Genomic DNA, 14,363 nt, shown 5'->3' with positions numbered 1-14,363 from the left:
TTGCGCCAGGCCCATTGGCGCTTTCCGCCAACTGTCGACTCAGCGCTGGCGATGTTCCCGGTACAGGCGGGCCAGTGGTTCGATCTGCTCCTGCCACTGGTCGAGCCAGGTTCTCATTGCCGGCAACAGCCGCTGCCGCTTTGGCCAGGGCACCGGGTATTGTGGCGGTTGGAAAAGCGGTGCGAGCAGTGCTCCGGCCGTCAGGTCGGCACGGGAGAAACGGTCACCGGCCAGGTATGGCCGCTGCTGGTAGATATCCGCCAGTTCGGTGAGCAGCGTTTCCAGAACCTGCTGCGAGGCATTCGCCGTTTCCTGGTTGATCTTCATCCAGTCGCGCATGATTTCGTCAACCCGGCTGAAGGCCAGGCTCAGCAGTATACGGTTATAGAAGGGCGTGCCGGAGGCCAGCATGGGGACCACCAGCCTGGGGCGCTGTAGCAGGTAATGGTAGGCCCAGCACCGTACCGCCGGGCCGGCCTCGTCATCCAGGCGTTGTTCCCAGGCCAGCGCCTGCTCCCGGCTCGCCGGATCGGCCGGCGTCAGTGGGTGTTCCGGATAGGCCTCATCCAGGTAATCGAGGATTGTCGAGGAGCCCTGGATGATCTCGCCGTCGTAGTCCAGTACCGGGACGGAAGATTCCTTGCCGGTGAGCGCCCGGATGGTCTTGACGTGCTGGCCGGGTAGCAGGTTCACCGGCTGGTAGCGAATGTCCTTGTAGTCCAGGGCCCAGCGGACTTTTTCACTGTAATGGGAAATGGCGAACTGATAGAGCCGGACGGTCATGGCAGCAACCTCGGTGGCAGAAGTCAGGGCCACTACGATACCTCTGAATCCGCAGTTCGGCCAGCGACCTGCGTCATGGCGGAACCGCCCCGGCCGGCCTAAAATAACGTCCTTGTCATCGGGATCATTGGAGAGATCATGTTGGTACGACGCCGCTCAGGGATAGCCGTTCTGATCATCGCAGGACCGTTGGGGGGCTGCGCCTCCAGCGGGCAGCCAGTAGCCGGCCCGGAACCGCACTCGGTTTATCACTGTGGCCAGATGGAGATCCGGGTGACCTCCGGGGAGAACAGGGATCTGCTGGGAATCGATTACCTGGATCGTCGATTGCTGCTCAAGCCCGCCGAAAGCGCCCCCGGCGCCCTCTATGTGGCACCGGGGGACGACCAGACCCGATTCTGGAGCAAGGGTGAGCGGGCAACGTTGACCATCCGGGGCGAGACCTACCCGGAATGCGTGGTGCCCGGGGCGGTGAAGATGCCATTCGAGGCCAAGGGTAACGAGCCTTTCTGGCGAGTGGTGGTCTCCGGTGCCGAGCTCCAACTTGAACGTCCCTTCGAAAAGGATGGCGTGAAGCGGCTTGAAGTGGAAAAGGTGATGGCTGACCGCCATGGCCGGAGATTCCAGGCCAGAGGTGATGATCTCAATGTCCGCCTGACCGTGGCCCGCCAGTTATGCCAGGACAGCATGTCTGGCGCCCAATATCCGGCCCAGGCCCGGTTGACGGTGAATGGGCAAACCTACAATGGCTGCGGGGGGGATCCACAGCGGTTACTGCGGGGCGCCGAGTGGGTCGTGGAGGATATTGCCGATGGCGGTATTATTGACAGTTCACGGGTAACCATCCGGCTCCTCTCGGACAACCGGGTTGCCGGGCGCGGATCCTGCAACCGCTATACCGGTAGCTACCGGCTGACCGGCGAAGGCATCGGGTTCGGTGCCATTGCCCCAACCCGGATGGCCTGTGCACCGGCACTGATGGATCAGGAAGCCCGTTTCCTACGGATACTCGGTGACGTTTCCCGTATGCGGATCGGGCGCGAGGGGCAGCTGCAGCTGAGCACCCCGTCCGGTGCAACCATTACCGCGATTCAGTCTACCGGGGACACGCCGTAGCCTGCGAGGATCTCCGTCAGGCGGCCGGATGCCCGGAGCTCCCGGATGCCACGACTGAGCGTATCGGCCAGCTCTTCCGAACGGGGGCTGGCGGCCGAGAAGGCAATATAAACCGGCGTCTTGTAGAGAGCACCGGCGTTGCGGAGCTGAACGCCGGGGAGCTGGTTCTTGAGCGTCCATGCCATGACATCACGGTCTTCCGGTAGAACATCGGAACGCCCCTCCAGAATCAATTTGATGGCGCGCTCCAGGGGCGCCGGTCCCGAGAGAATCCATACCCGTTCCTGGTCGTCGCGGTTACGCAGGATGTAATCATCCAGTTCGGGGGAATAGGAATAGCCGTTGAGGGCAATCAGGGCCTGGTTCCGCAGCGAATCAATGCCCTCATAGCGCCAGTCTTGTCCAGGCTGGGTGTACAGCTCGACGTGGGAGGTCCCCATGTGTTCTTCCGGGAAGATGAATTCGGGAGCGTCTGACGTGAATGGCCCGATGATGCCGTCGATATAGCCGGTTCTGGCTTGTTCCAGTGCTCGTGCCCAGCTCATGTTGACGTAGCTGACCTCGAACCCCGCCAGTCCAAGAGCTTCACGGGCGAGATCCACCATATAACCTTCGGGCGTTGATCCGGAGACGCAATTGTGAGGGCACCAGGGGTCAGCCGCCAGTACCACAATCCGGTTTTCCGGGTTCGCGGTGTCGATCTTGGGCGAAGCGGGGGGCTGGATCTGTTCTATCGGGGTACGGGGTGGCTGTTCGGGCGAGCAGGCCGAGAGAAACAACGTCAGTATGATAAGAAAAACTTTGCGCATTGGTCGGGACCGATTAACCGCCGGTGAGAGGCGACTTCCCTCATCATAGCCCCTCGCCCGCGGTTTGTAATCATCCCTCGCCTAGGCTCGTTGGCGTGACTCCGTTGCTGCGGTCGTCGGTACAAGCGCCCTGGTCAGATCCTTCATATGCAGAGAACCTACCTGTTGGCCATTCCGGACCACGCGGAATGCCAGATCGGTATCACCCCCGGAGCGTTCCAGTACGGTCTCGAGATTGTCCCGTTCGGAGATATCCCCCGCATAGGCATCTTCGGCCTCGCTGCCCGGCTTCATGACCGAGCGTACTCGCAGCACCCGGGCTCGGTTGATGTCGGAGATGAAGTCGACGATGTACGGGTCACCCGGATTGAGAAGGATGTCCTGGGGATCCCCCTGCTGCACCACTTCGCCATCCTTGAGGATAACCAGGTGGTCGGCCAGCTTGAGCGCCTCGTCCAGATCGTGGGTGATGAACACGATGGTTTTGTGCAGCTCCTCCTGCAACTCCAGTAGCAGGTCCTGCATGTCCGACCGGATCAGCGGGTCCAGCGCTGAAAACGCCTCGTCCATCAGCATGATCGGGGCATCGGAAACCAGTGCCCGGGCAATCCCGACCCGCTGCTGCATGCCGCCGGACAACTGGTGGGGGTACTGGTTCTCGTTGCCTTCCAGACCTACCCGGGCCAGCCATTTACGGGCATCGGCCTCGAAATCCGAGGTGGTGTAACCGCGGATGGCCTTGGCCATGCCGGCATTCTCCAGCACCGTCTTGTGGGGGAGCAGGGCGAATTTCTGGAACACCATCGACATGCGCTCCCGCCTGAGCTTGCGCAGCTGTTCCTCGTTGTAGCTGAGCACGTCCTCGCCATCGATCCGGATCTCCCCGGCCGTCGGCTCGATCAGGCGGTTGAGGTGCCGGATCAGGGTCGATTTTCCGGACCCGGACAAGCCCATGATCACGGTGACCTCGCCATCCCGTATATCCACGTTGATGTCCCGCAGGCCGAGGACATGATTCTGCTGGTCCAGCAGGTCCGCCTTGTTCATGCCCCGGCGCACATACTCCAGTGCCACATCGGGAACCGGGCCGAAGATCTTGAACAGGTTTCTGATCGAAATCTTGATATCGTTTGCCACGAGATCTTCCTCACTGCTTCTGGGATACGTTGATACGAGCGAGCGACGCTTTGGTGACCCGGTCGAGGATCACCGCCAGGATCACGATGCCCAGGCCGGACACCAGGCCAACACCCAGTTCCAGGTTCCGGATACCTCTCAGGACCAGCACACCCAACCCGGGTGCAGACACCAGGGAGGCGATCACGACCATGGCAAGGCTCATCATGATGGTCTGGTTCACCCCGGCCATGATGTTTGGCAGTGCCAGCGGGATCTGGACCTTGTAGAGCTTTTGCCGGGGGGTCATGCCGAAGGCATCGGCCGCCTCGATCACGTCCTTGTCCACCAGCCGGATCCCCAGGTTGGTCAGACGGATAACCGGGACAATGGCGTAGAGGATGATGGCAATGCCATAAAGCTTGGACTCGGTTACGCTGAACAGGAAGATCAGCGGAATCAGGTACACGAACGGCGGCAGCGTCTGCAGCATGTCCAGCACCGGGATAATGAGTCGCTGCAGGGTGTTGCTCCGGGCCATGGTGATCCCGATCGGAACGCCAAGCAAGACGCACAAAAAGGCGCAGACAAAGATGATGGCCAGGGTCTGCATGGCGTAATCATAGTGGTCGATGAACGCCAGCAGTACGATGCTGCCGCCGACGAACAGCATCAGTCTCCAGGATTTGGTGACCAGATAAACCACCGTAAGCAATAGCGGTATGACGATCCACCAGGGTGTGTTGAGCATGGCGTACAGGGCGCCATCCAGGAACCAGCTCAGTGGCTGGGTCAGTGGGTCGAGCACCAGGCTGAGACTGTCCTTGATGGCGAGAAACCCCTGCTCCAGCCCCTTGGTCAGCTCCCGCGACTGCGGAAAGGCCGCACAGGATTCGTTGAGCGCATCCATCGAGGGGAAAGGTGCGTCCCAGATTGATTCCGGTTCGGTGTTTCCACCCTTGGTCTTGGCCAACAGGGCGGCCATCGACATCGGGGCATCGCTCTGGCCTTGCGAGCACCACTCTTCGAGCCCGAGTGATGAAAATAACGAATCGTAGGTTGCCATCAGGGGTCAGTCTCTCCTGGGTATCTGGAGTCGGAGGGATTGGAATGAAAGCCCGGGACGGGCCCGAAACGGGGTCCCGGGCGGGGTGGGTCGATCAGTTATCGAGAATCGCAGCGAGCTTTTCCCGGGCCGAGTCGTTCAGCCAGGCGGACCACTCGTTGCTGTTGCTGCTCAGGTAGTACACAGCCGCTTCCTCGCCGGACGCATTGTTGGCGTCCATCCATGCCAGGATCGAGCTCATGGTCGAGGTCTGGAACGTCAGTTTGCTGAGCATCTCGGCCACTTCCGGTTCACGCTCTTGAAAGTCCGTGGTCACCGAGGTCAGGATGGTGGCCGCCGGGAATTCGGAAACACCCGGGTTCTCAACACCCTGGGTCTGGTTCCGCTTGTGAACCTCGGGCTTGTATTCGCCCAACTCCACCCGGGTCATGTCGTACTTGCCCAGTGGTACAGTCGGGCCCCAGTAGTAGCCGAACCAGGGTTCCTGGTTCTGGACCGCGGAGGCCATGGAAGAGGCCAGGGTTTCACCGGAACCGTGGTTGAAGACTTTGATACCGGACTCTTCAAGGTCCAGGGCACGAATCAGGTTGTCACTGACTACGCGGCAGCCCCAGCCATCGGGACAGTTGTTGAAACGACCGCCGACCAGTTCCGGGTTGGCCATCACGCCTTCGATGGTGGTGAGCTCCGGGTGCTTCTCCGCCAGGTAGGTGGGGATCCACCAGCCTTCAACACCACCCGGCTCCAGCACCTTGCCCAGGCGCTCAACCTTGCCCTGTTCTTCCAGTCGCAGGTACGCCTCGCCAGCGGAGTTCAGCCACAGCTCGGTGACAATGTCCGGCTCACCGTTTTCGGCGACCGAGGTGACGGCCGGTACGGTATCGGAGGGAACAATGGTGACATCGCAGCCATAGCCTTGCTCCATGATGAATTTGGCGACATTGGTAACCACCGTATTGGACGCCCAGTTCATCTCGGTGATGGATACTTCACCACATTCGTTGGCCTGGGCCATGCCGGGAATTGCCGCCGCACACAGGAGCGCGGCAGAAGTAAACTTCTTCATGGTTACTTCTCCTTTGGGGTTGGTAACGCAGTAGAGCGCTTGCAGGAATGACCAAACTGCGATCGCATGGGATCGGAGGGAGGGAGTGTTTTTGGGACCGCTACTGCGTTCTTCAAAACAGGACTTCTCGTAAGAATTCCCTTTCTAGGATAAGGAAATTGAATCGAGATTCAAGGAAATGGCCTGAAAGCGTCGTGTTTGCCGTCATATTTCCGCACCACCGTCAACATCTGTAGCTTCAGGGGGAGGTATCTTGAAAGGTTGTTGGCTGGAGGTGTGTGCATGACCAAATTACGTGATCTGACTCCCCCACACGGCGGTTGCCGGAGCGGAAACAGGAGGCCATGCTGAGAGAAGCGGCCATCATTCACTGGTACCGGGATTCGATCTGATATGCATTGGATACTGTTGCGGGGACTGACACGGGAGCAGGCGCACTGGGGGGATTTCCCGGTGGCTTTACAGTCCGCGTTTCCCGGGCACCGTTTCCACGCGGTCGACCTTCCCGGCACTGGTGTCCATTACCGGCAGGATAGCCCCGATACCATTGAAGGCATCCGTCGGCAGGTCTGTCAGCAGGTCAATCACATCCCACGGCCCTTCGGCATCATCGCCCTCTCCATGGGTGGCATGGTGGCGCTGGATTGGGCCCAGCACGCGGAAGTAGGTGAAATTCAGCAGCTCGTGATGATCAATGCCAGTTCCGGGTTCAGCCCGCCCTGGCAGCGCATGCGGCCTGCGGCCTGGCCCAGGGTGCTCAGGTTGCTGGCGCGCCGGGAGCTGTTTGACCGGGAGCGGGATCTGTTGCACCTGACCTCCAACCGACCGGTGCCCCTGGCCTTGGCCAAACGCTGGTACAGCATCCAGCGCCAGCGCCCGGTCAGCCTGACCAATGCTTTCAATCAGCTGCGGGCCGCGGCGCGTTTTACCCCGGCACCCCAGCGACCGCTGCCAGATGCCCTGCTGCTGGCCAGCCGGGGGGACCGGATCGTGCACTTCCAGTGCAGCGAAGTCCTGGAATCCCGTTGGCAATGGACCCTCAGACTGCATCCCGATGCTGGCCACGACCTTCCGCTGGATGAACCTGGGTGGATACTGGAGCAGATCCGGAGCTGGCTGCCACGGAGTTAATCAGCGGTGCCTTAACAGTTGCTTGACGCAACCGTTTTTTGCGGTCAGTCTCTGGGCTGTTCTCAGCAATTATGTTCATCCATCGAACACCCGGAACGGAGCCGATCCTGATGAAGATCTTTGAAACAAAAACTGCCCCGAATCCCCGCCGCGTGCGTATGTTCATGGCCGAGAAGGGCCTGCTGGACGAGGCCGAATTCGTCGAGATCGACTTGCAGAAGGGCGAGAACCTGACACCGGAATTCGTTGCCCGCAATCCCATGAAAAAAGTGCCGGTCATGGAACTGGATGACGGCACCTGCATTGCCGAGACCATGGCCATCTGCCGCTACTTCGAAGAGGCCTATTCCGATGCGCCCAAGCTGCTCGGTGAAACGCCGCTGGAGAAGGCCTACCTCGAACAATGGCTGCGCTGGATCGACTTCTACTTCTTCCTGCCCACCGGCATGTGCTTCCAGCACACTACCGGCTATTTCAAGGACCGGATGAACCCCATCAAGGAATGGGGCGAGGAGTGTGGTCAGGGTGTGGAGAAGTTCATGCACTTCCTGGACAAGCACCTGGAAGGCAAGGAATTTATTTGTTGTGACCGATTCACCGCTGCCGACATCAATGCCTTCACCACCATGGCTTTCGCGCGGGTGGTGAATATCCGTATCAAGCCGGAGCAGTCCCATCTTCAGGCCTGGTACGACCGGATCAAGGCTCGGCCATCGGCTCAAGCCTGAACCGGGAGTGGCCCCGGTTTCATTGCCCGGGGCCATCATCACCCGGTTAAGGCCGACGGCCTTGGCGCCATACAGGGCGTTGTCGGCCCAGTTTCCGGTAGCAGGATCAGCAGCTCCTCGCCACCCCAGCGGCACAGCACATCCTGCTGGCACAGGCAGGCGCTCCCTTTGCCGCTGGGAATCGTGGTAAGCGGATTGCCACTCGGTGGGATTGTCCAGGTTGGTCAATTACACGGCTTGGTCGGGCTCCGGATAAGGTTCGGGTCAAACATTAATATTCATTCACGGATTACAGTCGGGACAAGTTCCAGTAAGAGATATACCCTTCAAGGGATTCACCTACGCTGATCCCGATTCAAGTAACGATGGAGTGAGAGATGACGGTTTCCGCCAGTCTCGATTGTGCCCTGAACAAGATTGACGAGGCCAACCGGGCCGACCCGAGCCGGGAAGTGGTGGGCGGCGAAAGCCTGCCCCGGGAGTTCGCCTATAGCCAGCACATGACCCGGTGGCTGTTTGAGCTGGACCCGGATCCCTCCGAACGCATGCAAATCGCCTGCCGGGCCCAGCACATCGAGCGTTGGACCATGCCCCGGAGCGAGTTCGGGGAGGGTCGGAAGAATTACTACCAGTGGCGGCAGGCCTGTGGCCGCATGCACGGCCGCCGGGCGGCGGAGATAATGGCCGAATGCGGCTATCCCGAGGAAGAGTGCCAGCGGGTGGAAACCATCCTCACCAAGCGGGAGCTGCGCCAGGATCCGGATACCCAGCTGCTGGAGGATGTCGCCTGCATGGTGTTCCTGGAGCGCTATTTTGCTCCGTTCTATGAGGAAAGGCCGGATTATGATCGGGAGAAGTGGCTTCGGATTGTGCGCCGGACCTGGGGCAAGATGTCGCCCCGGGGGCATGAGGCGGCTCTCAAGTTGGCCAGCGGGATGCCGGCTCATTTACTGGCGTTATTGCAGGAAGCTTTGGCGCAACCTGAGGAGTGACTTCTGGTGCACAGGGCCCGGCCCACCCGCCGCCCTGTATCTAACTCCTCAGTCAGCCTTCTGGAAAAAACAGCTCTTTAACTTTTTCTCCAGGTTTCGCCGCCCGCATAAACGATTCACCCACCAGGAAGCCATAAATACCACGGCTGGTCATGGCTTCCACATCGTCCCGGGTCATGATCCCGCTTTCGGTCACCGTCAGCCGGTCTGGGCCGATCCGCTCGTGCAGCTCGAACGTGGTGTCCAGGGATACCTCGAAGGTGTGCAGGTTGCGGTTATTGATGCCGACCAATGGCGTTTTCAGGGTCAGGGCATCGTCCATCTCTTCCGGGTCGTGCACCTCCACCAGCACATCCAGCCCGATATCCCGGGCAATGCCTTCCAGTTCCTGCATCTGGTCCCGGGTCAGGCAGGCGGCAATCAGCAGGATGCAGTCGGCGCCGATGGCGCGGCTTTCGTAGACCTGGTAGGGCGCCACCATGAAATCCTTGCGAATCACCGGCAGGCTGCAGGCAGCCCGGGCGGCTTTCAGGTAGTCCTCGTGGCCCTGGAAGAAGTCACGGTCGGTCAGGACGGACAAACAGGCCGCGCCGCCCTTCTCATAACTTTCGGCAATCTCGGCCGGCACGAACGGATCGCGCAGGATGCCCTTGCTGGGAGACGCCTTCTTGATCTCGGCAATGACGGCAGGGGTCGCTTGCTCGATGCGTGATCGCATGGCGTCGGCAAAACCCCGGGCAGGTGCCTGGTCCCCCGCCATGGCTTTCAAATCGTCAACGGTGACGCGGCGTTTGCGCTCGTCGATTTCCTGCCATTTCCGGTCAACGATTTTCCGAAGAATGGTGGGAGTCTTATCCAGATGTCTGTCTGTCATATCAGGCCCGTAAATAGTCTGCGAGAGCGGAAAGCGCCTCCCCTTCCGATCGTCCGGCTGCGAAGTTAGCAGGCCGGTATTAAAAACACTGGGAAAAATCAGCCAACTCGGACATCTTGCCCGCAGCCAGTCCCGATCCCATGGCATCCAGCGCCATCTCAACGCCGGCTTTCGGGGAATCCGCCAGACCGGCAATGTAGATGGCCGCACCGGCATTAAGGGCGATGAGATCCCGGGCTTTCTCGGTGATCTCATCATGATCCCGGCCGAACGCGGCCTTGATCAGGTTCAGCGATTCCTCGGAGGAGCCCACGTCCAGACCCACCAGAGACTGGCTCTTGATGCCGAGGTCTTCCGGGGTAATGTCATACTCGGTGATCTCACCATCCTTGAGCTCCGCCACATGAGTAATGGTGGCCAGGCTGATCTCGTCCAGGCCGTCCTTCGAATGCACCACCATGATGTGCTCCGCACCGAGGCGCTTCATCACTTCGGCCATCGGACGGCACAGCTCCTTGGTGAACACACCGAGCAGCTGACGCTTGACCCCGGCGGGATTGGTCATCGGGCCGAGGATGTTGAAGATGGTCCGGCAGCCCAGCTCCTTGCGCGGGCCGATGGCGTGCTTCATGGCGCCATGGTGGGCCGGAGCAAACATGAAGCCTACGCCGATCTGCTCCACGCAGCGGGCCACCTGCTCAGGGGTCATGTCCAGGTTGATGCCCGCCTTCTCGATGAGATCGGCGCTGCCGCTCTTGGAGGACACGCCCCGGTTGCCGTGCTTGGCGACGTACCCGCCGGCTGCGGCCACCACGAAAGAGGCTGCGGAGGAGACGTTGAACAGGTTAGCGCCGTCGCCGCCGGTACCGACAATGTCCACCAGTGGCTCGGCGTTGACGGTCACCCCGGTGGCCAGCTCGCGCATGACCTCGGTGGCGCCGGTAATCTCGTCAATGGTCTCGCTCTTGAGGCGCAACCCCATCAGCAATGCCCCGATCTGCGCATCAGTGGCCTCGCCGTTCATGACGATGCGCATGACCTCTTTCATTTCCTCCCGGGAAAGATCCAGGTTGGAGGCGATCCGGTTCAGAGCTTCTTTCATGTCCATGGAGAGTTGGCCTCTTGGTTGTTTGTTCTCAGGAAGTTGCGCAGCAGTTCATGGCCCTGTTCGGTCATGATCGACTCGGGGTGGAACTGAACGCCTTCGATGGGCAGGGTTTTGTGGCGCACGCCCATGATTTCCTCGATGGAGCCGTCATCATTGCGGGTCCAGGCGGTGACTTCCAGACAATCCGGCAGAGTGTTCTGGTCAATGACCAGGCTGTGGTAGCGGGTGGCCTGCAACGGATTGCTCAGCCCCCGGAACACGCCGATGTCCTTGTGGTAGACCGCGGAGACCTTGCCATGCATGACCCGACCGGCCCGGACAATGTCGGCGCCGTAGACCTGGCCGATGGCCTGATGCCCCAGGCAGATACCGAGGATGGGCAGCTTGCCGGCAAAGTGGCGGATCGCCTCCATGGAAACGCCGGCTTCGTTCGGTGTGCACGGCCCCGGTGAGATCACCAGCCGTTCCGGTTGCAGGGACTCGATCTGCTCGATGGTGATTTCATCGTTTCGGTAGACCCGCACATCCGCACCCAGCTCCGCCAGGTACTGCACCACGTTGTAGGTGAAGGAGTCGTAGTTATCGATCATCAGCAACATAATCCGTTCCTCCGCCTCAGTGGTCGTAATCGTTGTAGGTCATGGCCACGGCACGGAAAATCGCCCGGCCCTTGTTCATTGTTTCTTTCCACTCGAGGCGGGGAACAGAGTCCGCCACCACCCCGGCACCGGCCTGGATGTGCAGGGTGTTGTCCTTGATGACAGCGGTGCGGATGGCAATGGCGGTATCCATGTTGCCGTTGAACGAGAGATACCCCACCGCGCCACCATAGACGCCACGCTTGACGGGCTCCAGTTCGTCGATGATTTCCATGGCCCGGATCTTGGGGGCGCCACTGAGGGTGCCGGCGGGCAGGGTGGCCCGCAGTACGTCCAGGCAGCTGGTGCCTTCTTTCAGGCGGCCGGTGACGTTGGACACGATGTGCATGACGTGGGAATAGCGCTCCACGATCATCTTGTCGGTGACCTTGACTGTCCCGGTTTCCGAGACCCGGCCGGCGTCGTTGCGGCCCAGATCGATCAGCATCAGGTGTTCCGCAATCTCCTTCGGATCGGCCAGCAGTTCGTTTTCCAGCGCCTTGTCCTCGGCATCGGTGGCGCCGCGCTTTCGGGTGCCGGCGATGGGCCGCACGGTCACCTCTTCATCCTCCACCCGTGCCAGGATTTCCGGGGATGAACCAACAATGTGGAAGCTGTCCAGGTCCAGGAAATACATGTATGGCGACGGGTTCAGCACCCTCAGGGAGCGATACAGGTTGAGGGGCGGTGCCTCGAAGGGAATGGACATACGCTGGGAAATGACTGTCTGCATCACGTCGCCATCCAGCACGTATTTCTTGATCCGGTCGACGGCCGCTTCAAATCGGTCCTGGGTGAAGCCGGAGATGAAATCACCCTCGTCCACGGCCTTGCCGCGCAGGTGTTCCGGAGTACGTGGAGCATTGGCGGTCTGCCGGTGCAGTCTTGCTTCCAGTTCGTCGATACGGGCCTGGGCCTGATCGTAGGCGCCTTTGGTGGTCGGGTCGACGTGGACAATCAGGTGCAGCTTGCCGCGCAGATTATCGAACACCACGATCTCGTCGGAAACCATCAACAGGATATCCGGGGTGCCGATCTTGTCCGGTGGGGAGGAATGGCGGAGGCGCTTTTCGATGTAGCGCACGGTATCGTAGCCGAAATAGCCTACCAGACCGCCATTGAATCGCGGGAGTTCCGGCAGGTCCGGGGCATTGAAGCGCTTCTGGTACTCGTCGACGAACGCCAGCGGGTCTTCCACCTCTTCCTGCTCAACCACCTTGCCGTTCCGGCTGACTTCAATGCGGTGGTCATAGACCTTGAGAATTTCCTGGCTGGGCAGGCCGATGATGGAATAGCGGCCCCATTTCTCACCACCCTGGACGGATTCGAACAGGTAGGAATAGGGACCACTGGCCAGCTTCAGATAGGTGCTCAATGGTGTATCGAGGTCCGCCAGGACCTCGCGATACACAGGAATGCGGTTAAAGCCGGCTTGGGCGAGCTCGGAGAACTGCTCGGGTGTCATGTGTCGGTTTCCTGAATTCTGATCTGCATTTGCACGGAAGGGCCGGATGCCATTCCGTCGGGTGGTACGGTCTCGACAGGCGCGCGCCGGTCAGCCGCCAGGCCTGTTCAGCCGGTGCGCCATCGCCACCATCGTGTTGCGCGGGTTGTGAGCATGCCTCGCGCTGCAGTCAGATTCAGTCCCTGCACGGCAGGAATCTCCCGATAACAAGTGTTCAATGAAACGTCCTTGTGAGATTACAAAAGCTCGGCCAGCGAATCAACAATCGCGTCGGCCCCCAGGGTTTCCACAGATCCCCCGAAGTTGTAACCGTAGCGGACTGCCACGCAGGGAATGCCGGCAGCAATGGCGGCGTTCACGTCAGCCGCGGAGTCTCCGACCATGACCGTCGTGCCACGGGTCCCGCCGAGCTGCTCCATGGCATGCAGCAGTGGGCCAGGGTCCGGTTTTTTGACCGGCAGCGTGTCGCCGCCGATGCTCAGGTCAAACCAGTGGTCCAGGTTCAGCTGCCTGAGCAGAGGCGCCACGAACTGTTCCGGCTTGTTGGTCACCACCGCCAGCCGGCAGCCATTGTTTTTCAGGTGCGTGAGACAGGCTTCCACTCCCGGGTAGACCCGGGAATGCTGGCCGTTGAGCCGGCCGTAGTGATGGAAAAAGATCGCCAGGGCGTCCTTGAACAGGGCGTCGTCCTTCGGTTCGGCGGGCTCCCAGTCGGTGGTTCCGGCCAGGGCGCGCCGCACCAGAACCGCGGCGCCATTACCCACCCAGTCCCGGACCTTGTCGAGACCCGCCGGTGTCCGGCCCAAATGCTCGAGCATCTGGTCCACCGCTGCGGCCAGATCCGGTGCGCTGTCTACGAGGGTGCCGTCCAGGTCAAACAGGGCAACGCCCGGCCACCGGGCGTTGAACAGGCCTTTGAGACTCATCCGCCAATCACCTTGTGGGCCTGCTCCAGTTCTGCCCGCATGGCGTCGATGGTGGCCTTGTAGTCCGGAGTGTTGAAAATGGCAGAACCGGCGACGAAGGTGTCGGCACCGGCTTCGGCGATTTCACGGATGTTATCGGTTTTCACGCCGCCATCGATTTCCAGCCGGATGTTGTAATTGCTGGCGTCGATTTTCTTGCGGGCTTCGCGCAGCTTGTCGAGGGTGCCGGGGATGAACTTCTGGCCGCCAAAGCCCGGGTTGACCGACATCAGCAGCACCATGTCGAGCTTGTCCATCACGTAATCCATATAGCTCAGCGGCGTGGCCGGGTTGAACACCAGGCCGGCCTTGCACCCGCCGTCCCGGATCAGTTGCAGGGAACGGTCGATGTGGTTGGACGCCTCCGGGTGGAAGGTGATGTAACTGGCGCCGGCATCAATGAACATGCGAATCAGGTCATCCACAGGGGACACCATCAGGTGCACATCGATGGGAGCAGTAACGCCGTGCTTGCGCAGTGCCTCGCACACCATGGGGCCGATGGT

16 protein-coding genes are annotated in these 14,363 nt (G+C 60.6%); 4 read left to right on the top strand and 12 right to left on the bottom strand.

The genetic code is table 11. The features are described from left to right. Positions 1-39: 39 nt before the first annotated feature. A complete protein-coding gene (locus tag R6W86_RS07610) occupies positions 40-816 on the bottom strand; it encodes a glutathione S-transferase family protein (RefSeq protein ID WP_410328769.1) in 777 nt (258 codons plus the stop codon). Between the two features lie 105 nt (positions 817-921). Between R6W86_RS07610 and R6W86_RS07605 the strand changes: the two genes are divergently transcribed. Further along, positions 922-1,899, top strand: coding sequence for an META domain-containing protein (locus R6W86_RS07605; RefSeq protein ID WP_410328768.1), 978 nt, complete (start codon positions 922-924; stop codon positions 1,897-1,899). Here R6W86_RS07605 and R6W86_RS07600 read toward each other — a convergent pair. The 4 genes from R6W86_RS07600 to R6W86_RS07585 form a co-directional block, all read right to left on the bottom strand. After that, positions 1,875-2,708, bottom strand: a complete 834-nt coding sequence (locus R6W86_RS07600; RefSeq protein WP_410328767.1) for a substrate-binding periplasmic protein — start codon at positions 2,706-2,708, stop codon at positions 1,875-1,877. The genes R6W86_RS07605 and R6W86_RS07600 overlap by 25 nt on opposite strands. Before the next feature lie 81 nt (positions 2,709-2,789). Then, positions 2,790-3,845, bottom strand: a complete 1,056-nt coding sequence (locus tag R6W86_RS07595) for a glycine betaine/L-proline ABC transporter ATP-binding protein (RefSeq protein ID WP_410328766.1) — start codon at positions 3,843-3,845, stop codon at positions 2,790-2,792. Between the two features lie 10 nt (positions 3,846-3,855). Continuing rightward, complete coding sequence (locus tag R6W86_RS07590; RefSeq protein ID WP_410328765.1) at positions 3,856-4,890, bottom strand: ABC transporter permease; 1,035 nt, start codon at positions 4,888-4,890, stop codon at positions 3,856-3,858. A 94-nt stretch (positions 4,891-4,984) separates the two neighbouring features. Then, positions 4,985-5,956: an ABC transporter substrate-binding protein gene (locus R6W86_RS07585; protein WP_410328764.1), complete on the bottom strand. Its 972-nt coding sequence runs from the start codon at positions 5,954-5,956 to the stop codon at positions 4,985-4,987. A gap of 393 nt (positions 5,957-6,349) precedes the next feature. Between R6W86_RS07585 and R6W86_RS07580 the strand changes: the two genes are divergently transcribed. Next, positions 6,350-7,087, top strand: a complete 738-nt coding sequence (locus R6W86_RS07580) for an alpha/beta fold hydrolase (protein ID WP_410328763.1) — start codon at positions 6,350-6,352, stop codon at positions 7,085-7,087. Positions 7,088-7,197: 110 nt separating this feature from the next. Further along, on the top strand, positions 7,198-7,815 hold the full coding sequence (locus R6W86_RS07575; RefSeq protein WP_410328762.1) for a glutathione S-transferase family protein: 618 nt from the start codon (positions 7,198-7,200) through the stop codon (positions 7,813-7,815). Between the two features lie 38 nt (positions 7,816-7,853). Here R6W86_RS07575 and R6W86_RS07570 read toward each other — a convergent pair whose 3' ends face one another. Then, positions 7,854-7,970, bottom strand: a complete 117-nt coding sequence (locus R6W86_RS07570; protein ID WP_410328851.1) for a hypothetical protein — start codon at positions 7,968-7,970, stop codon at positions 7,854-7,856. Positions 7,971-8,192: 222 nt separating this feature from the next. On the opposite strand from R6W86_RS07570, the gene R6W86_RS07565 reads away from it, so the two are divergent. Continuing rightward, positions 8,193-8,807, top strand: coding sequence for a DUF4202 domain-containing protein (locus R6W86_RS07565; RefSeq protein ID WP_410328761.1), 615 nt, complete (start codon positions 8,193-8,195; stop codon positions 8,805-8,807). A 52-nt stretch (positions 8,808-8,859) separates the two neighbouring features. Here R6W86_RS07565 and trpC read toward each other — a convergent pair whose 3' ends face one another. The 6 genes from trpC to rpe form a co-directional block, all read right to left on the bottom strand. Further along, on the bottom strand, positions 8,860-9,681 hold the full coding sequence (gene trpC / locus R6W86_RS07560; protein WP_410328760.1) for an indole-3-glycerol phosphate synthase TrpC: 822 nt from the start codon (positions 9,679-9,681) through the stop codon (positions 8,860-8,862). A gap of 79 nt (positions 9,682-9,760) precedes the next feature. Further along, the gene (gene trpD / locus R6W86_RS07555) at positions 9,761-10,789 is read right to left on the bottom strand and encodes an anthranilate phosphoribosyltransferase (protein ID WP_410328759.1); all 1,029 of its coding nucleotides are present in this window, start codon (positions 10,787-10,789) and stop codon (positions 9,761-9,763) included. Next, positions 10,780-11,388 (bottom strand): anthranilate synthase component II, encoded by a 609-nt coding sequence (locus R6W86_RS07550; protein ID WP_410328758.1) that lies wholly within the window; start codon positions 11,386-11,388, stop codon positions 10,780-10,782. The genes trpD and R6W86_RS07550 overlap by 10 nt, the downstream gene beginning before the upstream one ends. A 16-nt stretch (positions 11,389-11,404) precedes the next feature. Further along, on the bottom strand, positions 11,405-12,892 hold the full coding sequence (gene trpE / locus R6W86_RS07545) for an anthranilate synthase component I (RefSeq protein ID WP_410328757.1): 1,488 nt from the start codon (positions 12,890-12,892) through the stop codon (positions 11,405-11,407). 236 nt (positions 12,893-13,128) lie between these two features. Beyond that, positions 13,129-13,818: a phosphoglycolate phosphatase gene (locus tag R6W86_RS07540; RefSeq protein ID WP_410328756.1), complete on the bottom strand. Its 690-nt coding sequence runs from the start codon at positions 13,816-13,818 to the stop codon at positions 13,129-13,131. Further along, on the bottom strand, positions 13,815-14,363 hold a 549-nt coding region (gene rpe / locus R6W86_RS07535; protein WP_410328755.1), incomplete at its 5' end, for a ribulose-phosphate 3-epimerase. The genes rpe and R6W86_RS07540, both read right to left, overlap by 4 nt.

It is taken from the genome of Marinobacter sp., assembly GCF_046484525.1.
Lineage (GTDB): Bacteria > Pseudomonadota > Gammaproteobacteria > Pseudomonadales > Oleiphilaceae > Marinobacter.
This window is presented reverse-complemented; position numbering and strand designations above follow the sequence as displayed.